Source organism: Paractinoplanes polyasparticus (genome assembly GCF_019710575.1).
Taxonomy (GTDB): Bacteria; Actinomycetota; Actinomycetes; order Mycobacteriales; family Micromonosporaceae; genus Actinoplanes; species Actinoplanes polyasparticus.
Window position 1 is genome coordinate 40,271 of the sequence record NZ_JAHWFK010000009.1, and the last position, 23,202, is coordinate 63,472.

A 23,202-nucleotide genomic window follows, 5' to 3' on the forward strand; every position below is an offset into this window, starting at 1 on the left:
AACACCAACAAAATCGATCAGCAGCGATGAATCACGGGCTTAACGAAAGAGGGAGGTTAGTGATCCAGACATCGGCCGGGGCGGCGACTCACCCCACCGCGACCGCCCCCGGCGACGATCGAGCTCGTCCTAGGCCTACGGAAGAAACTTGACGAGTCCGGACTGGACGCCGGCGCCGACACTATCGGCTGGCATCGGCAACACCACCACAGCACCGTCCTGTCGCGGGCCACGATCAATCGGATCCTGACAGCTAGTCCCCGAGCCGGCGAAACGGCCGAAGAGTTCCCACATCCGGTTCCAAGCCGAGCAGCCCACGGAGACGTGGCAGTCCGACTTCACCCACCACCGCCGCACCCGTCTCGACGGCAGACCCGGCCCCGGCGTCGAGATCATCACCTGGCTCGATGACCATTCCCCCTACGCCTGCGCATCAGCGCGCATCCCCGGATCACCGCAGCCATCGCGCACGCCACCTTCCGACGCGCCGCCGGCCTGCACGGATATCCCGCATCCACGCTCACCGGCAACGGCATCGTCTACACCTCCGGTTCAGCGGCGGCCGAACCACACCAGAGACCGAACCACGCCGACTAGGCATCGTGCGTCATCAACGCCGCCACCGGCGAACTCCCCCGCGAACTCACCATCGACCCCCGCCGCGACTGCCGGCCCACCGGCCGGCCACCCGACCCCACACCCACACAGCAAAAACCCGAACCTACAAAACGTAGGCTCGGGCTATTCCGATGTCTTGAGACATCACAAAGGTGGGCGCGGTAGGTTTCGAACCTACGACCCCCCGCTTGTAAGGCGGGTGCTCTCCCACTGAGCTACGCGCCCGGCACGGCATGCGGCCGGAGTGGTCATCGTACCTGGGGTCAGGCCGGCAGGTCGGCCAGGGCCGCGCGCCAGGCTTTCTGGTCTCGGGGGTCGCCGGGGCCCAGCATCTCGGCGAAGCGGATCGTGCCGTCCCGGTCGATGAGGAACGTGCCGCGGTTGGCCATGCCGCCGCCGTCGTGGAAGACGTTGTAGGTCTGGGCTACCTCGCCGTGCGGCCAGAAGTCGGCCAGCAGCGGGAAGTCGAAGCCCTCCTGGGCGGCCCAGACCTTGTGGGCGTAGACCGAGTCGACGCTCACGGCCAGGACCTGCACCTGGTCGTTCTGGTAGGCGGGCAGGTTGTCCCTGATCTCCGTCAGCTCGCCCTGGCAGGTGCCGGTGAACGTGAAGGGGTAGAACACCAGCAGGACGGCCTTGCGTTCGCGGAACTGTGAAAGGCGTACGGGCTGGTTGTTCTGGTCCTTCAGGGAGAATTCCGGCGCGGTGGCGCCGACGGGCAGCGGCATGGGGACAAGCCTAACCGGGTCGGCGCCCCAGGGGCGCCGACCGGTCTGACTCAGGGCAGCGAGCTACTTCTTCTTGTTGCCCCTGGGGGTGACCAGCCGGGCGCCGGTCCAGTCCTTGCCCGCGTTGACCGTCGAGGTCTGCTGCAGACCGGCCGTGGGGGCCGATTCGCTGATCTCGCTCGGTTCGACGTGGTTGTCCCGCCCGGCCTTGGGGGTCAGCAGCCACACCACGCCGTTGTCGGCGAGGGGGCCCAGGGCGTCGGTGAGAATTTCGAAAAGGTCACCGTCACCGTCGCGGTACCACAACAGCACCGCGTCGACGACCTCGTCGGTGTCTTCGTCGACCAACTCGCCGACACGTTCGGTCAGGGCGTCACGGAGGTCTTCGTCGACATCGTCGTCGTAGCCCATCTCCATGACCACCATGTTCGGCTCGAAGCCGAACCGGTCCGCCAGGCTGCGTACGCCGTCGGCCTGACCAGCGGTCGCGCTCACTGTCTAAGTCCTCCTAGCTGTCAATTCTGTAAACCTGTTGGGTAGTCCACACACTCCCGGGCCCCAGCGCAAGTGGCGCACCGAGTGTGAGGCAATTTACCGTGCCAACAGGGCGTGGGCACCCTGTGTGATCGCATCCTCCCCCACCAGCACATGTTGCGCTGCCGGACCCAGGGGAATCAGTGAATCAGCCGATGCGATACGGCGGGCCGCTCCGACGAAACCGCCATCTACCAGGGCCGCTAGAACTCCCTCGCCGACGCCGCCGGAACGACGGGTCTCGTCGACTATCAGCACCCGGCCGGTGGCGGCGGCCTCGCGGACCAGATCGTTGACCGGCAACGGATTCAACCAGCGGAGGTCCACCACTCGGGATCCGTAGCCCTGTTCGGCCAGCTTCGCGGCGACGCGGAGCGACATGCGCAGCCCGTTGCCGTACGTGATGATGGTCAGATCGGTGGCGCTGCCGACCGGGTACGTGCGGGCGCGGCCGATCGGCACGTGCTCGGTGGCCCAGGCGCCCGGGCCCGCGTACGGGGCCAGCCATTCGTTGTCGCCCTGCTGGTGCAGGTCGCGGGTGTGGTAGAGCGCGATCGGCTCGAGGAAGACGCAGACCGTGCCGTCGGCGGCGGCCGAGGCCAGGCAGGAGCGCAGCATCGGCGCGGCGTCGCTGGGCCGGCTGGGCACGGCGAGCACCAGGCCGGGGATGTCGCGGAGCACGGCCACCGAGTTGTCGTTGTGGAAGTGCCCGCCGAAGGCCTGCTGGTAGGCGAGCCCGGCGACCCGCACGACCATCGGGTTGCGGTAGGCCCCGGACGAGAAGAACGACATCGTGGCCGCCTCGCCGCGCAACTGGTCCTCGGCGTTGTGCAGGTAGGCCAGGTACTGAATTTCGGGTACGGGGAGCTGCCCGTCCAGCCCCGCGCCGAGGGCCAGCCCGAGGATCGTCGTCTCGTCGAGCAGGGTGTCGAACACCCTTTCCTCGCCGAACCGCTCCTGCAGGTGCTTCGTGACCCCGTACACGCCGCCCTTGCGCCCCACATCCTCACCGAAGACCTGGACGCCCGGGTGGTAGGCCAGGGCGTCGGTGAGCGTGGCGTTGATGGTCTGGGCGAGCGTGAGCGGCCCGGACTGCTCGGGCAGCTTGCCGCCGAAGGCGCGGGAGCGGGCGGCCGCCCCCGGGCCGAGGGCGCGTGAGGCGACCTCGGTGATCTCGTGGGCGGCGCGCAGCGGGCGGCGCGGGGCGAGCGGGGCGACGATCTCGGCCACGTTGGCCAGCTTGGGCTCGCCGAGCACCTCCTCGGCCACCTTGCGCACCTGCCAGCCGACCTCGTCGTAGCGGGTGACCACCTCTTCCAGGGTGACCAGGCCGGCCTCGACCAGCAGCCGGGCCGTGCCGATGAGGGGGTCCCGGGCCAGGTCGGCGTTGATCTCGTCGGTGGTGCGGTAGGCGACCTCGGCGTCGGCGCCGGCGTGGCCCATGAGCCGTACGGCCGAGAGATGCAGCACAGCGGGCCGGCGTTCCCGGCGCACGTAGCCCGCGGCCTCGCTCGCCGCGTCGTAGGTGGCCGCCAGGTCGCAGCCGTCGGCCGCCGAGTAGCGCAGCCCGGGACGCGATCCGAGCATGGCCGCCAGCCAGCCGTCGGGGGTGGGCACGCTGATCCCGAGCCCGTTGTCCTCGCAGATCAGGAGCAACGGCAGGCGTACGCCGGAGTGCTCGAACCAACCGGCCGAGTTCAGCGCCGCGGTCGCCGTGGCGTGGTTGGCCGAGGCGTCGCCGAAGGACGCCACCGCGATCGCGTCGCGCACCCACCGGCTGTCCGAGCGCGACCGGGACAGCGCGTGGGCCAGCCCGACCGCCCGCGGCAGGTGCGACGCCACCGTGGAGGTGGTCGGGATGATGTTGAGGTCGGCGCTGCCGAAGACCTTGTGGCGGCCGCCGGCGATCGGTTCGCGGGCCGAGGCGACGACGCCGCGCAGCACGTCGCGGGCGGCGTCGGGCAGGCTTTTGGCGCGGGCGCAGAAGAACGCGGCCGACCGGTAGTGCAGCAGGGCCGGGTCGGTGGGCAGCAGGGCCGCGGCGACCGCGGCGTTGCCCTCGTGGCCGGACGATCCGATGGTGTAGAAGCCCTCGTTGAAGCTGCGCAGCCAGCGGGCCGCGAGGTCGAGGTGACGGCTGGCGAGCTGGGCGTCGAAGAGTTCGAGGGCGCGGGCGCCGGTGAGGCCGGAGCCGTCGCGGACGGGGTCACCAGGGGCTCGGCGGTCGCCTGGCGGGGCGAGCGCCGACACAGCGTCCCTGAAACGCTCGTCCAGGTTCTGCGGGGTGGTCACCGGACCAGCATTACCGACCGGGGCGAGCCCCGCCATGCCGGAAGTCGGTAGACACAGGTGGCGGGCCGGAAGGAAATTTCCCTCCCGGCCCGCCGTGGTGTGTCGCGCCGCCGGTCAGCTCGCCGTGACGGTGATGGCCGCCTTCGCGTACCGCAGGGTGGTGCCGGTAGGCGGCAGTCCGGCCGCGACCAGCGTCCGAGCGCCGATCGTGACAGCGGCCGGGATGGTGATGTCCTGCGAGAACGCCCCGGTCCCGTCCGTCGTGACGACGGTGGTCACCCGGGTCAGACCCGTGGCGGTGGTGTAGACCCCGAACGACATCGACGTGTACGGGGCAAACCCGTCCCCGCTGACCGCTACGGTGCCGCCCGGCTTGGGCGTACCGGTGACCGACAACACATTGGTCGTGGTCGGCAGTGAGCCCAGTGTCGGGGCCGCCGCCAGCAGCACGGTCGTGGTGACCGGCGCGCTGGCCGCGGACCGGAGGCCCGATGTCGTGCTGTTGGCCACGACCGACACCGAGTAGGGGCCGGGCGTCACGGTGCTGATGGAGCAGCTGGTCGCCGCGGCCGTGCCCGAGCAGGTGTACGGCGTTCCACCGCCGGTCGGCGTCGCGGTCGCGGTGAATCCGGCCAGCCCGTCCCCGGCTCCACCCGAGGCCCAGCGCACCGTCATCGCCTTGACGCCCCCGGTGGCCGAGACGGTCACCGGCGTGCCCGGAGGCTGCTTCGCGACCACCGTGACCGGCGCGCTGGGCGCCGAGTAGCCACTCGCCGCCCGCCCGACGGCGACCACGGTCACCGTGTAGGTCTGGCCGTTGGTCAGACCCTCGACGACGCAGCGGAGCGTGGTGCCGTTCGGCGTCAGACAGGTGTGGGTGTCCCCTTCCCGCGCGGCCGTGACCACATAGCGGCTGATGCCGTCGCCGGTGACCGCGGGCGCGGGCGCGGCCCAGGTAACAGTGGTGCTGCCGTTGCCGACCGTGGCCTGAACACCGGTCGGGCTGCCGGGCACTCCGGCGTTCGGCCGGACCGCCCGCGAGGGCTCGCTGGCCGGCGAGTTGCCGTCGCCGCCGGTGGCGACCACCGTGACGCGATAGGACGTCAGGTTGGTCAGGCCGGTGATCAGGCACTCGGTGTCCGAGACGGACCCTGTCTCACAGTGGAACCCACCCGGGCTGGTCTCGGCCCGGTAACCGGTCACCCGCGTCGACGGGCCCTCCGGCTGGGTCCACGCCACCGAGATCTGGCGGTTGCCCGCGGTCACCACAACGTCGGTGGGCGCCGCCGGCGCACCGGGCGTGATCGCCGTGGACGCCGCGCTGTACGCGGAGTTGCCGGCCCCTGCCGCGCCGATCGCGCGGACCCGGAAGGTGTAGCTGTCACCCGGCTCGAGACCCTCGACCAGACAGGTGGTGTTGCCGGTCGTGCAGCCGTAGCCGCCCGTCGTGGACTCCACCTCGTAGCCGGTGATCTCACCTCCGTCGCCGGCAGGCGCGGTCCACGTGACCCGCACCTGCCCGGCGTCGGCGGTCGGCGCGACCGTCGGCCGGCCGGGAACTGCCGGCGGGCCGGCGATGACGCTGCTGGAGGCCACGCTCTCCGCCGAGCGATCCGCCGAGCCGTGCGCCAACACCGTGAAGGTGTACGCCGTGCCGCTGACCAGCCGGTCGAAGACACAGGTGAAGGTCTTCACGTTCGTGCACCGGGCGGGCGCACTGAGCGAAGGATTCGACTCGACCGAGTAACCCGTCACCGGACCACCCTCGGTCGGGGCCGTCCAGGTGACCCGGACCGCGCCCGGCCCGGCGAGCGCGACGTCCGGCTGATCCGGCGTACCGGGGCCGGCCGTCGTGACCGCCGCGCTGCGTTCGCTCGCCGCGTCCCCGCCGGGCCCGGTCGCCGTCACCGCGAAGGTGTACGACTCCGATTCGAGCAGCCCGTCGAAGTCGCACGTACGGGCAGCAGCATCCAGGCCGGTACAGGCCGTCGCAGTGATGGCCACGTCCGGATCGCTGACCTTGTAGGCGTTGACCTGGTAGCCCATGACCTGGCCGCCCGTCACCGGGGCAGTCCAGGTCACCCGGACCGTGCCCCCGTCGAGGACTGTCGCGGTCGGCGCCGCGGTGGCGTTCGGCCGGTTGGGCACGATCGCTGCGGTGGTAGGCGCGTCGGCGCCGCCGGCCTCGTTGATCGCCCGCACCGTGAAGGTGTACGACGCGGTCGTCGTGAGGCCGCTGAACACACAGGACCGATTCGAGGGAATCCGGTCGCAGACCGCCGGAACAACCCCGCCGTCGGGCGAGGCAACCGTCACCCGGTAGCTGTTCACCGTGGCTCCGGTCGTAGCCGCATCCCAGCTCACGGTGGCCGTGCCCGGCGTGGCGGACAGCGTGACCGTCACCCCGGCCGGAGCGTCCGGCACGTTGGGGATGAAGGTCTCGGCCGCCGGGGTGACCGAATCGCCGGCCAGGTTGATCGCCTGGACGGTGAACGAGTACTCCGTGGTCTCGTCGAGACCGGTCAGCGTGCAGGTCTTCGGATCGGCCGCGACCTTCGTGCAGGTGGTGGCCGCCCCGCCGTCGGCCGGAGTGGCGGTGACGAGGTAGCTGTCCACCGCACCGAGGTCAGTCGGCTCGACCCAGGTGACCACGGCCTTGCCGACCGCGTCCCCCCGCTCAGCGGTCACGCTGGTCGGCGCGCCCGGCTTGTTCGGCTTGACCGCCGCCGTCGCGGCCGCGTCCGTGCCGCCGGACGGGTTCTCGGCCCGGACGGTGAACGTGTAGGGCGCGGTCACGGTAAGGCCGTCGAACTCGCAGGACTTCGGGTCGTCGGACGTCCTCGTACAGGCCGACGGGATGACAGCCGTGACATCCGTCGAAGCGGGCGTCACCGTGTACGTCAGCGCCGGTCCGCGGTCGGTATCCGTCGGCGCGGCCCAGGTGACGGTCGCCTTGCCCGGCGTGCCCAGGGCCACTGCGACGTCGGTGGGCGCACCGGCCAGATTAGGCACGATGGCCGGCGTGGTGGCGTCGGTGCCGCCGGAGGCGTTCGTCGCCCGCACCTTGAAGGTGTATGCAGCAGTGGACGTCATACCGGTGAGCGTGCAGGTCAGCGAACCCGCCGGGGAAACGTTGGTGCAGGGCGTCGGAGTTGCCGAGCCGTTCGCGGCCGACGAGGCCGAAGCGGTGTAGCCGGCCACCGCCGCGCCTCCGGCGACCGGCGGCTCCCAGGTCAGGGTCGCCTCACCGGGCGTGCCGGTGGCCAGGGTCACCACGAGATTCGTCGGTTCGCCGGGAACGCTCGGCACGATCGACGAGACCGTGACCGGGTCCGAGTCGCCGGCGTTGTTTCCCGCCGTGACCGTGAACGAGTAAGTCGCAGTCTGAGTGAGGCCGGCGAAGGTGCACTCCCTGGTATCGCCGGAGGCCTTGGTGCAGACCGGCGGAACAAACGCGCCAGTGGTCGCCGATTCCGCTGTCACGGTGTACTCCGTGAGCACACCACCGTCGGCCGGGACACCCCAGGTCACATCGACCGAGCCGGGCGTGGCCGCGGTCAGGGCGACGTCAACTGTGGTGGGCACACCGGGCACGTCCGGCACCAGTGCCGGTGTGGTCGGAGCCGAGTCCGTGCCGGCCGGGTCCACCGTGTTCTTCGCGTTCACTGTGAACGCGTAGGACTCGGCGGGGTCCAGTCCTTCGATGTCGCACGACGTCGACGGAGCATTGGCCGTGCAGCCGGGTTCGGCTGCCGCCGGGGTCGCGGTGTCAGAGGACACGGTGTACGTCGTTGCCGCCGCACCCTCCGGCGCGTCCCAGCTCACCGTCACCTTGCCCGGCGCGTCGCCGAGAACCGCTTCCACATTTTGCGGTGCTCCGGGCGCACCCGGCACCACCTCGTCGGTCAGAGCCGCGTCCGTGCCGTCGATGTCGTTCTCAGCGCGAACCGTGAACTGGTACGCCTTGTCCGGCTCCATTCCGGTGAAAGCGCACGAGAGCGGCGCAGGCGGGTCGGTTGCGACCACACAGGGGCTCTCGCTCGGAAGGTTCCCATTGTCCGGCGAAGTCGCTGTGACCTCGTAGGTCTCGACCGGACCGCCGGTCGCCGGGGCCGCCCAAGCCACCGTGGCTTGACCGGACGCGGTGACCGTCACGGTCACGTCGTCCGGAGCGCCCGGCTTGTCGGGCACGATCGGGTCGGTCGCCGCCGCGCTCGTCCCGCCCAGCAGGTTCTGGGCGCGGACCGTGAACTGGTACGGCTTGTCGGGCGTCAGTCCGGAAATCGGGCAGGTAAGGGCGGCCGCGGCGTCCACGCAGGGACTGGGGGGCAGCGAAGCGCCCGTGTCCGAGGACGTGGCCTCGACCAGGTAGCGCTCGGCATCTCCCTGAGCCGGCGCCGTCCAGGTCACGACCACACTGCCGGGCGAACCGCCTACCGCCGCCAGCGGCGTCACCGGTGCGCTGGGAATGTCCGGCACCGTGGCAGTGGCCGGAGCGGTAGCGTCTCCGGCCGCGTTGGTGGCCTCGACGCTGAAGGTGTGAGTCTTGGTCGCATCGAGACCGGTGAAAGTGCAGTCCGTCGCGGTCGAAGCGAGATCCTCGCAATCGCCTGTGATCGCGGATCCGCCGGCCGGTGTCGCGGTCACGGTGTAGGTCTCAACCTCGCCACCGTCGGCCGGCGCAGCCCAGCTGACCTCTGCCTCACCCGGGGTGCCGGTCAGGGTGACGGCCGCCGAGGTGGGCGCGCCGGGCTGGTCCGGCACGATCGCTGCAGACTCGGCCGATTCGACCGAACCCAGGTCTCCGACCGCGGTCACCTTGAACTTGTACGACGTGGTCGTGGTCAGGCCGGTGATCACACATGTCGGTGTGGCCAGGTTGAAACCGCAGCCGGGAGCCTTCACGCCCTCGTTCGTGCCGTCCGTCGGAACAGCCGTCACCGAATAGAAGACGACCGGGCCGCCGCTGGACGCGGCCGGCCAGTCGAGCAGCACCTTGCCCGGCTCGTCACCGAGCTCGACCTGCGGTGTGCCGGGCGTCGCCGGCAGTTCCGACACGACCTCATCGCTCCAGGCCGAGGTCTCGGCGCCGGCCGCGTTCGTCGCTGTCACCCTGAAGCGGTACTTCATGCCGTCCTGGAGCCCGCTGAACTGGCAACTGGTGGCAGTCGCGGCGAGACCGGTGCAGCCCGTCAACGGCGAGCCGCCGTCGGTCGGCTCCGAGGTCACTGTGTAGCTGGTCGGTGCGCCGCTCGTCGAGAGGTCCGGAGCGTCCCAGACCACCACCACCTCGCCGGCCCGGGCGCCGAGCTCGACCGTCGGCGTGGCCGGCACGGCCGGCAGACCGGTGATGATCGGGTCGGAGGCCGCGCTCTCCGGGGAGACACCAGCAGCGGTGTTCTCGCCGCCGGCGATGACCTTGAAGGTGTAGGACTTGGTCGGATCGAGCCCCGTGACCAGGCAATCGGTCTCGTTCGGCTGCGCGGTGCAACCCGCCGGCGCCGCGCCCGACGCGGTGCCGCTCACGGTGTAACCGGCGAGAGCCTGGCCGCCCGCGGGCTTCGCGAACGACACCCTCACCGCGGTGTCGGATTCACGAGCCACGGTGGGCTTGGCCGGCTGGTGCGGCGGACCCGCGACCTTGGGGGCCGAGGCCGCACCGGCGGGCGAGGTACCAGTGGTGATCGAGCCGTTCGTGACGCCGATGGCGGTCACGCGGAACGTGTACGACGCGTCGTCCGCCAAGCCGGTGAAGTCACAGGTGTTGGTCCCGAACGGCACCAGTGCCGCACAGCTGCCGGTCAGCCCGGGGTCCGACGACGTGATCCGGTACGACGCGATGCCCGCTCCCGGCTCGGGAGTCGCCCAGCTCAGCTGTACGGTGTTCGGGTCGCCTTGGAAGACCACGGTCGGTGCGGCCGGGGCCGCCGGTGGGCCGGCGGTCACCGCCGAAGCGGCAGTGCGTGGCGCCGAGCAGTCGGTGACGTCGCTGGTGCTCACATTCGGGCAGGCGACGACGCTCACGGTGTACGGCGTGTTCGCCGCGAGGTCGCTGATCGTGCAGGTGAGCGTGCCCGGAAACGACGGGCCGATCAGATCGCAGGACTTGTCGCCCGCACTGGCGCGGTAACGGGCGGCCGGCGGGGACTGATTCGCCGCCGGAGTCCACGTCACCGCGATGGCCCGCCGCCCGGCGACCGCCGTGACACTGGCCGGTGGGTCGATCGCTGCGGCCAGAGCCGGTGCGGGGTTCACCACGACCGTGCCTGCGGAGAGCAGGACGGCGGAGGCCGCCCAAGCCCATCTGGAGATACTTCGCCGTTGTCGCGGCGCCACTACCTGCACTGCTTCCACCCCCGTGCTACGCCCCGAGCAGCACTCGGCCTCGGGCTCGACTGACAACCAAAAGGTAGCCATTTCAGGGGTAAATTGGTTCGAAACGGTCTAATAGGGTTGGTGACTACCCAAGGGCCTGGTAAAGGCGGCGGGTCACGAGTGGCAGACTTCGGGCCATGCGTACCGAAGTGATCACGGTTCGGACCGGGTCGCGTCCCGTGGTGCGGGACATCACCCGGGAGGCCGAGCGGTTCGTGGAGTCCGAAGGGGACGGGCTGCTGCACGTCTTCGTGCCGCACGCCACGGCCGGCCTGGCCGTCATCGAGACCGGCGCCGGCTCGGACGACGACCTGCTGGCCGCGATCGACCAGCTGCTGCCCGCCGAGGACAGGTGGCGCCACCGCCACGGCTCGAAGGGACACGGGCGTGATCACGTGCTGCCGGCCTGGATCCCGCCGTACGCGTCGCTGCCCGTGATCGGCGGCCGGATAGCCCTCGGCACCTGGCAGTCGATCTGCCTCGTGGACACCAACGGGGACAACCAGGAGCGCCAAGTAAGGTTCAGCTTCCTGCCCGGCTGAGTCACGAAGGTGAAGTTACTGGTCAGTACGTGTGTTGCGAATCGCGTACCCGGACGGTAGGCGTGACGATGCGCACGGCGAAGGGGCAGGATGGAGTTACACCCGCGCGACTCACACAATGGGACGCCCGGTCCGACACCCGACCAAGAGGAATGCCTGTGGCCACGGAGCGCAAGCGCCCGGTGATCAGCGACGGCCTGCCGAGCCAGCTTCCGGACATCGACCCCGAAGAAACCAATGAGTGGGTCGAGTCGCTCGACGGAGTCATCGACGAACGCGGCGCCAAGAGAGCCCGTTACGTTATGTTGCGCCTGCTCGAGCGGGCCCGGGAGCGACAGGTCGGCGTCCCGCCCCTGACCTCCACGGACTACATCAACACGATCCCGCCCGAGCAGGAACCCTGGTTCCCCGGCGACGAGTTCGTGGAGCGCCGGATCCGGGCCTACATCCGCTGGAACGCCGCGATGCTGGTGCACCGCGCCCAGCGCCCCGAGATCGGCGTGGGTGGTCACATCTCGACGTACGCGTCGAGTGCCAGCCTCTACGAGGTCGGCATGAACCACTTCTTTCGCGGCAAGGACCACCCCGGCGGCGGCGATCACATCTTCTACCAGGGTCACGCTTCCCCCGGCATGTACGCCCGGGCGTACCTCGAGGGCCGGCTCAGCACCGACCAGCTCGACGGCTTCCGGCAGGAGCTGTCGCACCCCGGCGGCGGCCTGCCGTCGTATCCGCACCCGCGGCTGATGCCCAACTTCTGGGAGTTCCCGACGGTCAGCATGGGCCTCGGCCCGCTGAACGCGATCTACCAGGCGCGCTACAACCGCTACCTGCAGAACCGCGGCATCAAGGACACCAGCCAGCAGCACGTCTGGGCCTTCCTGGGCGACGGCGAGATGGACGAGGTCGAGTCGCTCGGCGCGATCGGCCTGGCCGCCCGTGAGGAGCTCGACAACCTCACCTTCGTGATCAACTGCAACCTGCAGCGGCTCGACGGCCCGGTACGCGGCAACGGCAAGGTCATCCAGGAGCTCGAGTCGTTCTTCCGCGGCGCCGGCTGGAACGTCATCAAGGTCGTCTGGGGCCGCGAGTGGGACCCGCTGCTCGCCGCGGACACCGACGGCGCGCTGGTCAACCTCATGAACGTCACGCCCGACGGCGACTACCAGACCTACAAGGGCGAGTCCGGGGCGTACGTACGCGAGAACTTCTTCGGCCGCGACCCGCGCACCCGCAAGCTGGTCGAGGGCATGACCGACGACGAGGTCTGGAACCTCAAGCGCGGCGGTCACGACTACAAGAAGCTGTACGCGGCCTACAAGTCGGCGACCGAGCACACCGGCCAGCCCACGGTGATCCTGGCCAAGACGATCAAGGGCTGGACGCTGGGCTCGCACTTCGAGGCGCGCAACGCGACGCACCAGATGAAGAAGCTGACGCTCGACGACCTCAAGGGCTTCCGCGACCGCCTCTACCTCGACATCAGCGACAAGCAGCTCGAGGACAACCCGTACCTCCCGCCGTACTTCCACCCGGGCGAGAAGTCCGACGAGATGCAGTACATGCTCGAGCGCCGGCGCGAGCTGGGCGGCTCGATCCCGTCGCGGCGCACCAAGGGCAAGGTGCTGCAGATCCCCGACTCGAAGGCGTTCGGGGACGTCAAGCGGGGCAGCGGCAAGCAGAAGATCGCCACCACCATGGCGTTCGTGCGCCTGCTGAAAGACCTCATGAAGGACAAGGACTTCGGCGCCCGGTGGGTGCCGATCATCCCGGACGAGGCGCGTACGTTCGGCATGGACTCGCTCTTCCCGACCAAGAAGATCTACTCGCCGCACGGCCAGACCTACACGTCGGTCGACCGCGAGCTCTTCCTGTCGTACAAGGAGGCGACCAACGGCCAGATCCTGCACGAGGGGATCAACGAGGCCGGGTCGACCGCGAGCTTCATCGCCGCCGGCACGTCGTACGCCACGCACGACGAGCCGATGATCCCGCTCTACATCTTCTATTCGATGTTCGGGTTCCAGCGCACGGCCGACGAGCTGTGGGCGGCGGCCGACCAGATGACCCGCGGCTTCCTGCTCGGAGCCACCGCCGGGCGCACCACGCTCAACGGTGAGGGCCTGCAGCACGAGGACGGCCACTCGCTGCTGATCGCGGCGACGAACCCGGCCGTGGTGGCCTACGACCCGGCGTTCGCGTTCGAGATCGCGCACATCGTCGAGGACGGCCTGCACCGCATGTACGGCGAGAAGCAGGAGAACATCTTCTACTACCTCACCGTCTACAACGAGCCTGCCGTGCAGCCCGCCGAGCCGGCCGGGGTCGACGTCGAGGGCCTGCTCAAGGGCATCTACCGGTACTCCCCGGCGCCCGAGGCGAACGGCCCGAAGGCGCAGCTGCTGGCCTCCGGCACCGGCATGGCGTGGGCGCTCAAGGCCCAGACCCTGCTCGCCCAGGACTGGGGCGTCGGCGCCGACGTCTGGTCGGTCACCTCGTGGACCGAGCTGCGCCGCGACGCGGTCGAGGCCGAGGAGCACAACCTGCTGCACGTGGGCGACGATCCCCGCAAGCCGTACATCCAGCAGAAGCTCGAGGGCACCGAGGGCCCGGTCATCGCGGTCAGCGACTTCATGCGCGCGGTGCCCGACCTGATCTCGCGCTGGGTGCCGAACGACTACACCTCGCTGGGCACCGACGGCTTCGGCATGAGCGACACCCGGCACGCGCTGCGGCGGCACTTCAACGTCGACGCCGAGTCGGTGGTCGTGGCCACGCTGCGCCAGCTGGCGCTGCGCGGCAAGGTGCCCTCGCACGTGCCGGCCGAGGCGGCCAAGAAGTACGCGATCGACGACGTCAACGCCGCGCCGGTCGGCGAGACCGGCGGGGACAGCTGACGCAGAAGCGCCCAGGACGCCGGGTTCGACCGAAGGGTCGGATCCGGCGTCCCGCGTCTCAGCCGTCGTCGGAACGCGTCGATAAGACCTGAGTGAGACAGAGCCGTCGCGGCGCCAAGATCAGCCACAAACTTGTCGCTCTGGGGCTCGGCGGAGTAATCGCCACGGCCGCCGTCCTGGTGGCCGTGGGCGCGGTGGTGAGCGGTGACTTCGCCGCCGGCACCGAGCGCGAGGTGGTCGGGCAGAACGCCGCCCACCTGAACCGCCGGACGACCGACGTGACGACACTGGTGGAGTCGGTCGGCAACGAGGTGCAGCACAGCGTCGATGTGAGCATGCACGCCGCCTCCGATCTGCTGGCCCAGCGCGGCGGGGTGAGCTTCCTCGACCGCACCACCACGTGGACCGCCACCAACCAGACGACCAAGGCCAAGAAGTCGGTGACCCTGCCCCGGATGGCGGTCGGCGGCACCTGGCTCGGCCGTAACACCGATCTCGGCGTGACCACACCCTTCGTCGACGACGCGGCGTCGCTGTCCAGCTCGACGATCACCGTGTTCCAGCGGATGAACGAGGCCGGGGACCTGTTGCGGGTCGGCACGACCGTGAAGAGCGCCACCGGCGCGCGGGCGGTCGGCACCTACATCCCGGCGACCGGGGCGGACGGCAAGCCGAACGCGGTCGCCGCCGCGATCAGGTCGGGGAAGCCCTACCGCGGTGTAGCGCTGGTGGTCGACACCTGGTTCATCTCGGTGTACGACCCCATCAAGAACGCGGCCGGCGAGGTGATCGGCGCGCTCTACGCCGGCGTGCCGCAGTCCCAGGCGCTGGAGAACCTGACCGCCGCCGTCAGCGCGGGCGAAGTCGGGGCGAACGGCTGGATCACACTCTTCAGCACGGCCACGGCGGACGCAGGCCGGGTCATCGCGTCCAGCATCGACGACGCGGCCGGCCGGTTGGACATCTCGTCGACCGACGCCGACGGCACCAGGTAGGTCGAGGAGATCGTCACACAGGCGCGGACGCTGTCCGACGGCGGCACGTGGTCGAAGACCTACCAGCTGCCCGGGTCGGCGGGCGCGCCGGCCGGGCCGACCAGCACGACGGTCGCCTTCTACCCTCCGTACTCGTGGGCTGTAGCAGTCGGCGGCTACGACGCGGACACAGCGGGCGCGATCGAAACGGTTCGCGACGGCCGGCGCGAGATGCTGGTCACGTTCGTCGTGGTCGGGCTGCTGCTGGCCCTGATCGGCGGCACGATCGCCGTCGTACTCGCCCGGCGGATCTCGCGTCGCCTGGCCGGGCTGACCGGTGGCCTGTCGCGGCTCGCCAAGCGCGACCTCACCGTGGCCGTACCGGTCAGCGGCTCCGACGAGATCGCGGTGGCCGGCGCCGAGCTGAACTCCGCGGTGGCCGAGTTGCGCGCCGTGATGGCCGACGTCACCGCTGCCTCGCACGACGTGGCCGGCACCGCCCAACGGGTCGCCTCGACCGGCGGCGAGCTGGCCGGATCGGCCGAGACCGCCGCGTCGCAGGCCGGGACGGTCAACATCGCTGCCGAGGGCGTCTCGCAGGTGGTGCAGACGGTGGCGGCGGGCGCCGAGGAGATGGGCGCCTCCATCTCCGAGATCTCGAGCAACGCGCAGGACGCGGCCCGGGCCGGCCGGGACGGCGTGGGGCTGGCCGCGGCGGCCGCCGAGGTGATCGGCGAGCTGCGGATCTCGACCACCAAGATCGCCGACGTGGTGCGGCTGATCGCCGGCATCGCCGAGCAGACCAACCTGCTGGCCCTGAACGCGACGATCGAGGCGGCCCGGGCCGGCGAGACCGGCAAGGGCTTCGCCGTGGTGGCCACCGAGGTCAAGGAGCTGGCTCAGGAGACGGCGCGGGCCACCGAGGACGTCACCGAACGGGTGGCCGCGATCGAAGGCGACACCAGCCGGGCGGTCACCGCGATCGAGGCCATCACGGCCCGGATCGCGCAGGTCAACGACTACCAGACGGCGATCGCGGCGGCGGTCGAGGAGCAGGCCGCGACGACCGCCGAGATGGCCCGCAACATCAGCGAGGTCGCCTCGGGCAGCCAGGACATCGCCACCGGCATCGGCGCGGTCAGCGGGGCGGTCGAAGGCACCCGCCGCTCGGTGTCTGTCTCGCACCAGGCGGCGGACGAGCTGAGCACCACCGCCCGCAGGCTGACCGGGCTGGTCGACCGGTTCACGGTGTGAGCTTTCTCCGCTGCCCCCAGAACACCTGGTAGTGGCTCATCCAGCCGGCGGCGGGGCGCAGCGGCTCGGCCTCGAGCCGGCACGGCCGCCACTGAGCCTGCCGGCCGCGCGAGATCAGGCCGGCCCGCTCGAGCACCTTGAGGTGCTTGGAGACGGCCGGCAGGGTCATGGCGAACGGCTCGGCGATCTCGCTGACCGTGGCCGGGCCCTCGGCCAGCCGGTCCAGGATGGCCCGCCGGGTCGGATCGGCCAGCGCCGCGAAGACGACGCTCAGCTGGTCCGTGGCCGTCACCGTGATCCCGTCCAACCGCCCCACCGCCGGCCATGAAACGGACTGAAGGCTGTCATGCGGGGACGTAGGTGACCACGTCGACGCCGGTCTTGGTCTGCCAGGTTCCGGTGAGCGACAGGGCGATCTTCGTGCCCTCGGCCCAGAGCTTGCGGCCCTCGCCCAGCACGACCGGGAAGACCATGATCCGGTACTCGTCGATCAGGTTGTGCCGGGTCAGGTAGTTGACCAGGTCGGCGCTGCCGTTGATCAGCAACGCGGCCGGACCGGCCTTGAGCTCGCGCACCGCGTCGGCCACCTCGCCCCGCAGGAAGGTCGCGTTCCACTCCGGCTCGGTGAGCGTCGTGGTGGCCACATGCTTGGGCATCGAGTTCATCCTGACGCCGAAGTCGCCGGTAGCGGCCTCCATCTGCGGCCAGGCCGCCTTGAAGCCCTCGTAGGTCTTGCGTCCCAGCAGCAGCGCGTCGGCCTCGCGGAGATTCGCGTCCTGCCAGCCGCCGAGCTCGTCGTTGAAGTAGGGCCCGCTCCAGCCCGGCTCCTCGAAGACGCCGTCGAGGGTGACATATTCAACCGCAACGATCTTTCCCATGAAAATCCGCTCCCAGCTCGTTGTTTTACCGAATGGTTAATTAACTGACCGGTAAATTACGGTCACCGCGCGCACCTGTCAAGCCACGGAGGGTCTGGACCGGCACTCTCAGGTTTTCGTAAGCTCCCGGTGACAGACCTTCCCGAGAGGTCAGTGATCCTCTAATCTCCGAGGAAATTTCGCCTTTCGAGGAGGCCGGATGGCCGTCGCTCATGGAGTTCCGGTCCTCGCCACCCCGGTCGAACCCGTTCGGCGGTCGTGGATAGGACTGCTCTTCGCGGCCAATCTCGGGCTCTGGATGGCGTACTTCACGCCCATCCAGATCCTGTTGCCGCTCCAGGTCGCCGAGATCACCCCGCAGCACAAAGAGCTCTGGCTCGGCATCGTGACCGGCATCGGCGCCGTCGTCGCCATCGTCATCAACCCGCTGGCCGGCATGCTGTCCGACCGGACCCGGCTCAAGCTGTTCGGCCGCCCCTACGGCCGCCGTCACATCTGGACGCTCGCCGGCTGCACCCTCTCGGTGCTCTCGATCGCCGTGCTGGCCGAGGCGCCCAACCTGCTGGTCGTGACGCTGGCCTGGTGCTTCGTCACCGTCGGGATCAACACGATGCTCGCCTCGCTGACCGCGGCCGTGCCCGACCGGGTTCCCGTGGTGCAGCGCGGCCTGGTCTCGGGCTGGATCGGCATGCCCCAGGCGCTCGGCCTGGTGATCGGGGCCATCCTGGTCACGGCCGTGTTCACCGACATCGGCACCGGCTACATCGCGCTCGGCCTGGGCCTGGTCGTCCTGACCACGCCGTTCGCGCTGCTCACCCAGGACGATCCGCTGCCGCCCGGGCACCCGGTCAAGCTCCGGTGGAAGATCGACCTGCGCGGCAAGCCCGACTACCTGTGGGCCTGGGGCACCCGGTTCCTGGTGCAGCTGGGCAACGCGCTCGGCACGCTCTACCTGCTCTATTTCCTCACCGACGCGGTCAAGCTGGAAGACCCGGACACCGGCCTGCTCTACATGATCCTGCTCTACACGGTCGGCATGATCGGCACGGCCATGCTCGGCGGCTGGCTCTCCGACCGCCTGGGCCGCCGCAAGATCTTCGTGGTCTGGTCGGGCGTGCTGATCACCATCGCGGCCACCCTGCTGGCGATCTGGCCGACCTGGACCATCTCGCTGGTGGCGGCGCTGCTGTTCGGCGCCGGCTACGGGGTCTATCTGGCCGTCGACACCGCGCTGATCACCCAGGTGCTGCCGTCCGAGGGCGACCGTGCCCGTGACCTCGGCGTGGTCAACATCGCCAGCGCCGCCCCGCAGGCGCTGGGCCCGCTGCTGGCCGCCCCGATCGTGACCCACCTGGGCGGCTACCCGGCGCTGTTCGGGCTCACCGGCATCGTCACGCTGGCCGGAGCCCTGGCGGTGATGAAAATCCGCTCAGTGGCCTAGGTACCCTTAGCGGGTGACTGTTCGAGTACGCTTCGCCCCTTCCCCGACTGGCATGTTCCACGTCGGTGGCGCCCGCACGGCGCTGCAGAACTGGATCTACGCCAAGCAGCACGACGGCGTCTTCGTCCTGCGCATCGAGGACACCGACGCCGCCCGCAACCGTCCCGAGTGGACCGAGGGCATCATCTCGGCGCTCGACTGGATCGGTATCGAACGAGGGACGTACGAGGGCCCGTACTACCAGTCCTCCTACGCGCAGGACCACCTCGCCGCCGTCACCCGCCTCTACGGTGAGGGCAAGGCGTACTACTGCGACTGCAAGCGCGAGGACGTCATCGCCCGCACCGGCAACCAGCACACCGGCTACGACGGCTTCTGCCGCGACCGGGCCCTCGGGCCGGGCGAGGGTCGCGCGCTGCGCTTCCGCACGCCCGACGAGGGCGAGACGGTGGTGGAGGACCTCGTGCGCGGCAAGCCGACGTTCGAGAACAAGCTGATCGAGGACTTCGTCATCGCCCGCAGCGACGGCTCCCCGCTGTTCCTGCTGGCCAACGTCGTCGACGACATGACCATGGGCATCACCCTGGTCCTGCGGGCCGAGGAACACCTGCCCAACACCCCCAAGCAGCAGCTGCTGTGGGAGGCGCTGGGTCACACCCCGCCGACCTGGGCCCACGTGCCGGTCATCGTCAACGAGAAGCGGCAGAAGCTGTCCAAGCGCCGCGACAAGGTGGCTCTGGAGAGCTACCGCGACGAGGGCTACCTGGCCGCCGCCATGAAGAACTACCTGATGCTGCTCGGCTGGGCCCCCAGCGGCGACCGCGAGATCGTGCCGTGGGAGGTCATCGAGGACGAGTTCCGCCTCGAGGAGGTCAACCACGCGTCGGCGTTCTTCGACATCAAGAAGCTGCGCGCGTTCAACGGCGACTACATCCGCGCGCTCTCGGTCGAAGAGTTCATCCAGCTCTGCACGCCGTGGCTGAGCGGCACCGACACCATCGCGGCCCCGCCGTGGCAGCCGTCGGACTTCGACGCCGACGTGTTCACCGCGGTGGCGCCGCTGGCGCAGACCCGCATCGCCGTCCTGTCCGAGATCGTGGAGTACGTCGACTTCCTCTTCCTCGACGACCTCACGTACGACGAGGCGTCCTGGGCCAAGGCCATGAAAGAGGGCGCCGGCGAGATCCTGGACGCCACGTTGACCGCCTACGAGGCCCTCGAGGAGTGGGCGGCCGAGCCGCTCAAGGGCGCGCTCGAGGCGGTCGGCCTGGCCCGTGAGCTCAAGCTCGGCAAGACCCAGGCGCCCGTACGCGTCGCGGTCACCGGCCGCTCGGTCGGGCTGCCGCTGTTCGAGTCGATCGAGGTGCTCGGCCGGGAGCGCACGCTCGCCCGCCTCCGGGCGGCGCGGGCGCGTCTTACCGCCTGAAAAGCGCCCTTTATCGCATAGGGGGCCCGGTCGGCCATTCGCCCGCCGCCGTAACGGTGGTGAAATCCGCTGAGCGGGTGACCGGCCCCCCGACGCGTTGCGCGGGGTGGGTACTATTCTGCCCGCTGATCAACGGCCGTCATCGTGTCGAACGTCATCCCCCAGATGGCACCAATTCGTCCGGCCCGAGATGCGCCCGGGCTTCCGCTCGGGAAGGCTGAAGGCCTCGGTCGTTCCACGGCATCCGCCGTGGCAGCGATGAACGGTGCGCGAAGCCATGTCCACCACGGGGCGGGGAGGCCGGACGATGGTTCGAGGGGCTATGAAACGGTTCGTGTCCGCGGCCGGAGTCGTCGCGATGACCGCGGCGCTCGCGATCGGGCTGGCGCCCGGCGCCGCCCTCGCCGCCGAGGCCGCACCGAAGCCCGCGGCCAAGCCCACCAACATCCAGATCGCCGGCAAGGACATCGATGAGACGATCGTCATCACGGTGCTCTCGAGCAAGCGGCTCTTCGGCAGCCTGCTGAGCGAGGTCAACTGGATGGCCTCGGCCCGGCCGCAGACGACCCCGCTCAAGGCCGACAAGCTCGGGCCCAAATACACCGTCACGGTGCTGGCCAACAAGACCGCCCTGCAGAAGTACGAACTGTTCCCGATGGCCGCGGGCGGCCCACGGGCCCACCGCCCGGCGAGTCAGCCCGGCAACAAGAAGGTCACCGACGGCTGGTTCTACGGCCGGCTGACGATGTCCGAGACGCTGCGGGTCAGCGGCGTGCCGCTCAAGGCCAAGCCCGACGTGGTCGGCGGCATCGGCGGCGGCGTCGGTGAGGACCTCGACGCGGCCGCTCAGGAATCGGCCGACGCCGCGCAGGTGCTCGGCGAGATGCGCCGGCTCTACCTGCTCAACGGCGGGGTCCTGATGATCATTCTGGTCGGCCTGGCCGGCATCGCGTTCCTGATCCGCCGCCGGGTCTAGCGCACCGACGTCGCGAACGCCGGGCAGCCGTCGTCGCAGTTCTCGTCGGCCTCGAAGGCGTCGAGCACCCGCTCGTCGGTGGCCACCTGTTCCACCTGGGCACCGGTCAGCGCCGGCTTCCCGCGCTGCGCGCCGGCGTCCCGCTCCCCCACCGCCATCACGGCCAGCGCGCGGTTGCCGCCGATCCGCCGGGCGACGGTCTGCCGCACCTGACGGTCGGCGTCGCTCACGTCGTCGTAGCGGACGAACTCCAGGCCGCCCGCGTGGTCCGGGCGGGCACAGGCGTCCGGCTCGGCCGCCACCGGAAAACACCATTTCCGGCGTACGTCGAAAACCGCGACCTGAACCGTGCCGCGCCCCCGCCCCTGCTCGTCGGCGATGCCGTACGCGCGCCAGCCGTCGCCCCGCCGCTGTGACGCCGGCACGACCTCCAGCCCGCGGCCCATGACCAGAGGCTCCACCACCTCGAGCACCCCGTCGGCGGTCGGCGGCGTGGGTGCCGGCGCCCCGCTGGGCGCCACCGGCGTGACCGCCACGACGCTCGTGGGGCCGGTCGAGACGGTGGCCGGCGGCGACTCGAGCAGGGTGGCGGTCAGCAGATAACCGAGCGCGACGATCAGCCCCGCCGTCCCGGCTCCGGCCAGCAGCACGGCCTGAGTGCGGCGCCGGCGCAGCCGAGCGGCCCGGCGGAAGACTGCGTCGACCTCGTCGCCGACCTCCGGCTCCCCCTCGAGCACGTGCTCGAGCAGCTGGTTCAGCGGCCCGCTCATCCGGCCATCGCTGCCTCGGACTCGCCGAGCAGCTTCTCCAGGGCGGCCAGCCCGGCCCGCTCGTAGGCGACCACCTGGTCCTCGTCGAGGTCGAGCATGGCTCCGGTGGCGTCGGCGTCGAAGCCGTCCCAGTGGCGCAGAACCAGCACGGCCCGGCAGCGCGGGGTGAGCTTGTGCAGGGCGTCCAGCAGCAGGATCGACTCGGCCTCGATCCCGGCCGCGCCGGGCGACGCGACGAAGACGTGCTCGCGGCGGCGGTTGCGGCGGCGGCAGGCCTCCATCAGGTCGGCGTACGCGTAGATGTCCGGATCGGCGACCACGCCCCGCCGGCTGTCCGCCACCAGGCGGGCCAGGGTCGCGCGGGTCAGCTCGGTGGCCATCCGCCAGTCGCCGCACATGAGAAAGGCCGAGCGGCGCAGCTGGGGCAGGCGGCTGGTCACGAACTCGCGCAGGGACGTGTCGTTGTCGCCGGACATAGGCCCTTTATAGGTGCCGGACGGGCCGCTTCGGTGCCGAACCGGATTACGCCACCCGGACGGCGGCCTCGACCAGGCGCACGAGATCTTCGAGGTCGGCCTCGAAATCGCCGGGGCCCGCCGCGGGCGGCAGACCGCCGGTGACCTCGCCGGTCGCGTACCCCAGCAGGAACGCCAGAATCATGCGGGCCAGGCGCGGCACGTGCCCGCCGGGGACGCCGGCGTCGTGCAGGACCCCGCGCAGCGCGGCGCTGAGCCACGAGGCCGAGGCGCCGGCCGGGCGGTTCAGCAACAGCGGGAAAGCACCCGGGTGACGGCCGGCGAGGGCACGCACGGCCCGCCCCAGCGCCCGCAGGCGATGCCGCCAGTCCGGTTCGCCGTTGTCGCCGACCTCGTCGCCGAGTTCGAGGTTGAGCAGGTCGACCAGGCCGTCGAGGAGGGCGTCCTTGCCGCCGACGTACGGGTAGAGCGCCATCGAGGTGAGCCCGACCCGCTCGGCCACCGCCCGCATCGACATGGCGGCCAGCCCCCGCTCGTCGACGAGCGCCAGCGCCTGGTCGAGGATCAGCCGTCTCTTGTCGTCCACCGGTTCACCGTTCCGGCTTCGCGGCCCGGGCGCCGGGACGCGCCCGGGAGCGGGCGGACGGCTCACCCGACCGGGGTACCGGGGTTGCTCAGCACCAGCGCCCCGGCGGCCTTCCGCGCCCGGCGGCGCGGCGGCGCGGGCGGACAGCGCCGTGCAGGTGGCCACCGGCCCAGCCGTGCAGTTCGGTGCGGCAGCCGACCCGGCTCGGTCCCGGGTCGTCCTGGACCACCGGTTCTTCTGCTGCCGGCACGGCGATCGCCGGAACCGGCACCGTCTCGGCTGCCCGCTCGGGATCCATCTCCCGCTCCGTCATCTCGCCTCCCCTCACACTGTCGCGGTCTTTCATCGGCAGTCCACGGCCCGCCCTTACCCCGGACGGGCGCCGGTCTGCCGACGCTAGGACGACACCCTGCCAGGTCACCGACCGGAATCGCG

17 protein-coding genes and 1 tRNA gene are annotated in these 23,202 nt (G+C 70.5%); 7 read left to right on the forward strand and 11 right to left on the reverse strand.

Annotation, left to right across the window (positions count from 1 at the left end):
• Positions 1 to 771: 771 nt before the first annotated feature.
• The 5 genes from KXC43_RS13355 to KXC43_RS13375 all read right to left on the reverse strand — a co-directional run bounded on the left by KXC43_RS13355 (position 772) and on the right by KXC43_RS13375 (position 10,430).
• Positions 772 to 843 (reverse strand) — tRNA-Val (locus tag KXC43_RS13355).
• A gap of 38 nt (positions 844 to 881) precedes the next feature.
• Positions 882 to 1,346 (reverse strand): peroxiredoxin, encoded by a 465-nt coding sequence (locus KXC43_RS13360; RefSeq protein WP_221376357.1) that lies wholly within the window; start codon positions 1,344 to 1,346, stop codon positions 882 to 884.
• 63 nt (positions 1,347 to 1,409) lie between these two features.
• A complete protein-coding gene (locus KXC43_RS13365; protein ID WP_221376358.1) occupies positions 1,410 to 1,841 on the reverse strand; it encodes a DUF3052 domain-containing protein in 432 nt (143 codons plus the stop codon).
• 96 nt (positions 1,842 to 1,937) lie between these two features.
• Entirely contained in the window at positions 1,938 to 4,208 is a 2,271-nt protein-coding gene (locus KXC43_RS13370; protein ID WP_221376359.1) for a thiamine pyrophosphate-dependent enzyme, read from the reverse strand.
• 78 nt (positions 4,209 to 4,286) lie between these two features.
• Complete coding sequence (locus tag KXC43_RS13375; RefSeq protein ID WP_221376360.1) at positions 4,287 to 10,430, reverse strand: fibronectin type III domain-containing protein; 6,144 nt, start codon at positions 10,428 to 10,430, stop codon at positions 4,287 to 4,289.
• Between the two features lie 254 nt (positions 10,431 to 10,684).
• Between KXC43_RS13375 and KXC43_RS13380 the strand changes: the two genes are divergently transcribed.
• From KXC43_RS13380 to KXC43_RS50765, 4 genes are all read left to right on the forward strand, one after another.
• Positions 10,685 to 11,089: a YjbQ family protein gene (locus KXC43_RS13380; RefSeq protein ID WP_221376361.1), complete on the forward strand. Its 405-nt coding sequence runs from the start codon at positions 10,685 to 10,687 to the stop codon at positions 11,087 to 11,089.
• 158 nt (positions 11,090 to 11,247) lie between these two features.
• Positions 11,248 to 13,986: a pyruvate dehydrogenase (acetyl-transferring), homodimeric type gene (gene aceE, locus KXC43_RS13385; RefSeq protein WP_221376362.1), complete on the forward strand. Its 2,739-nt coding sequence runs from the start codon at positions 11,248 to 11,250 to the stop codon at positions 13,984 to 13,986.
• Positions 13,987 to 14,078: 92 nt separating this feature from the next.
• Positions 14,079 to 14,981, forward strand: coding sequence for a Cache 3/Cache 2 fusion domain-containing protein (locus tag KXC43_RS50760; RefSeq protein WP_308129069.1), 903 nt, complete (start codon positions 14,079 to 14,081; stop codon positions 14,979 to 14,981).
• Positions 14,982 to 15,191: 210 nt separating this feature from the next.
• A complete protein-coding gene (locus KXC43_RS50765; RefSeq protein ID WP_255644022.1) occupies positions 15,192 to 16,214 on the forward strand; it encodes a methyl-accepting chemotaxis protein in 1,023 nt (340 codons plus the stop codon).
• On the opposite strand, the gene KXC43_RS13395 is transcribed toward KXC43_RS50765, so the two are convergent.
• On the reverse strand, positions 16,204 to 16,506 hold the full coding sequence (locus tag KXC43_RS13395) for an ArsR/SmtB family transcription factor (RefSeq protein WP_438870884.1): 303 nt from the start codon (positions 16,504 to 16,506) through the stop codon (positions 16,204 to 16,206). The genes KXC43_RS50765 and KXC43_RS13395 overlap by 11 nt on opposite strands.
• A gap of 52 nt (positions 16,507 to 16,558) precedes the next feature.
• Complete coding sequence (locus KXC43_RS13400) at positions 16,559 to 17,092, reverse strand: dihydrofolate reductase family protein (protein WP_221376363.1); 534 nt, start codon at positions 17,090 to 17,092, stop codon at positions 16,559 to 16,561.
• 199 nt (positions 17,093 to 17,291) lie between these two features.
• On the opposite strand from KXC43_RS13400, the gene KXC43_RS13405 reads away from it, so the two are divergent.
• The 3 genes from KXC43_RS13405 to KXC43_RS13415 all read left to right on the forward strand — a co-directional run bounded on the left by KXC43_RS13405 (position 17,292) and on the right by KXC43_RS13415 (position 20,935).
• Positions 17,292 to 18,533 carry an MFS transporter gene (locus tag KXC43_RS13405; protein ID WP_221376364.1) on the forward strand — a complete coding sequence of 414 codons (1,242 nt, stop codon included), beginning with the start codon at positions 17,292 to 17,294 and terminating at the stop codon, positions 18,531 to 18,533.
• A gap of 13 nt (positions 18,534 to 18,546) precedes the next feature.
• A complete protein-coding gene (gltX, locus tag KXC43_RS13410; protein ID WP_221376365.1) occupies positions 18,547 to 19,959 on the forward strand; it encodes a glutamate--tRNA ligase in 1,413 nt (470 codons plus the stop codon).
• Positions 19,960 to 20,281: 322 nt separating this feature from the next.
• Positions 20,282 to 20,935, forward strand: coding sequence for a hypothetical protein (locus tag KXC43_RS13415; RefSeq protein WP_255644023.1), 654 nt, complete (start codon positions 20,282 to 20,284; stop codon positions 20,933 to 20,935).
• Here KXC43_RS13415 and KXC43_RS13420 read toward each other — a convergent pair.
• The 4 genes from KXC43_RS13420 to KXC43_RS13435 all read right to left on the reverse strand — a co-directional run bounded on the left by KXC43_RS13420 (position 20,932) and on the right by KXC43_RS13435 (position 23,080).
• On the reverse strand, positions 20,932 to 21,705 hold the full coding sequence (locus KXC43_RS13420; RefSeq protein ID WP_221376366.1) for a hypothetical protein: 774 nt from the start codon (positions 21,703 to 21,705) through the stop codon (positions 20,932 to 20,934). The two genes, KXC43_RS13415 and KXC43_RS13420, sit on opposite strands and share 4 nt — an antisense overlap.
• A complete protein-coding gene (locus KXC43_RS13425; RefSeq protein ID WP_221376367.1) occupies positions 21,702 to 22,181 on the reverse strand; it encodes a SigE family RNA polymerase sigma factor in 480 nt (159 codons plus the stop codon). Before KXC43_RS13425 ends, KXC43_RS13420 begins: the two co-directional genes overlap by 4 nt.
• 46 nt (positions 22,182 to 22,227) lie before the next feature.
• Positions 22,228 to 22,767: a TetR/AcrR family transcriptional regulator gene (locus KXC43_RS13430; protein WP_221376368.1), complete on the reverse strand. Its 540-nt coding sequence runs from the start codon at positions 22,765 to 22,767 to the stop codon at positions 22,228 to 22,230.
• Positions 22,768 to 22,855: 88 nt separating this feature from the next.
• Complete coding sequence (locus KXC43_RS13435) at positions 22,856 to 23,080, reverse strand: hypothetical protein (protein ID WP_221376369.1); 225 nt, start codon at positions 23,078 to 23,080, stop codon at positions 22,856 to 22,858.
• Positions 23,081 to 23,202 lie beyond the last annotated feature (122 nt).

What these genes read in the sequence shown, in the direction of transcription:
- KXC43_RS13370 (WP_221376359.1), bottom strand. Translation starts at nt 4,208, where the DNA reads ATGGCGGGGCTCGCCCCGGTCGGTAATGCTGGTCCGGTGACCACCCCG.
- KXC43_RS13380 (WP_221376361.1), top strand. Translation starts at nt 10,685, where the DNA reads ATGCGTACCGAAGTGATCACGGTTCGGACCGGGTCGCGTCCCGTGGTG.
- KXC43_RS13420 (WP_221376366.1), bottom strand. Translation starts at nt 21,705, where the DNA reads ATGAGCGGGCCGCTGAACCAGCTGCTCGAGCACGTGCTCGAGGGGGAG.
- KXC43_RS13360 (WP_221376357.1), bottom strand. Translation starts at nt 1,346, where the DNA reads ATGCCGCTGCCCGTCGGCGCCACCGCGCCGGAATTCTCCCTGAAGGAC.
- KXC43_RS13400 (WP_221376363.1), bottom strand. Translation starts at nt 17,092, where the DNA reads ATGGGAAAGATCGTTGCGGTTGAATATGTCACCCTCGACGGCGTCTTC.
- KXC43_RS50765 (WP_255644022.1), top strand. Translation starts at nt 15,192, where the DNA reads ATGCTGGTCACGTTCGTCGTGGTCGGGCTGCTGCTGGCCCTGATCGGC.
- KXC43_RS13415 (WP_255644023.1), top strand. Translation starts at nt 20,282, where the DNA reads ATGAAACGGTTCGTGTCCGCGGCCGGAGTCGTCGCGATGACCGCGGCG.
- KXC43_RS13435 (WP_221376369.1), bottom strand. Translation starts at nt 23,080, where the DNA reads ATGACGGAGCGGGAGATGGATCCCGAGCGGGCAGCCGAGACGGTGCCG.
- KXC43_RS13425 (WP_221376367.1), bottom strand. Translation starts at nt 22,181, where the DNA reads ATGTCCGGCGACAACGACACGTCCCTGCGCGAGTTCGTGACCAGCCGC.
- KXC43_RS13405 (WP_221376364.1), top strand. Translation starts at nt 17,292, where the DNA reads ATGGCCGTCGCTCATGGAGTTCCGGTCCTCGCCACCCCGGTCGAACCC.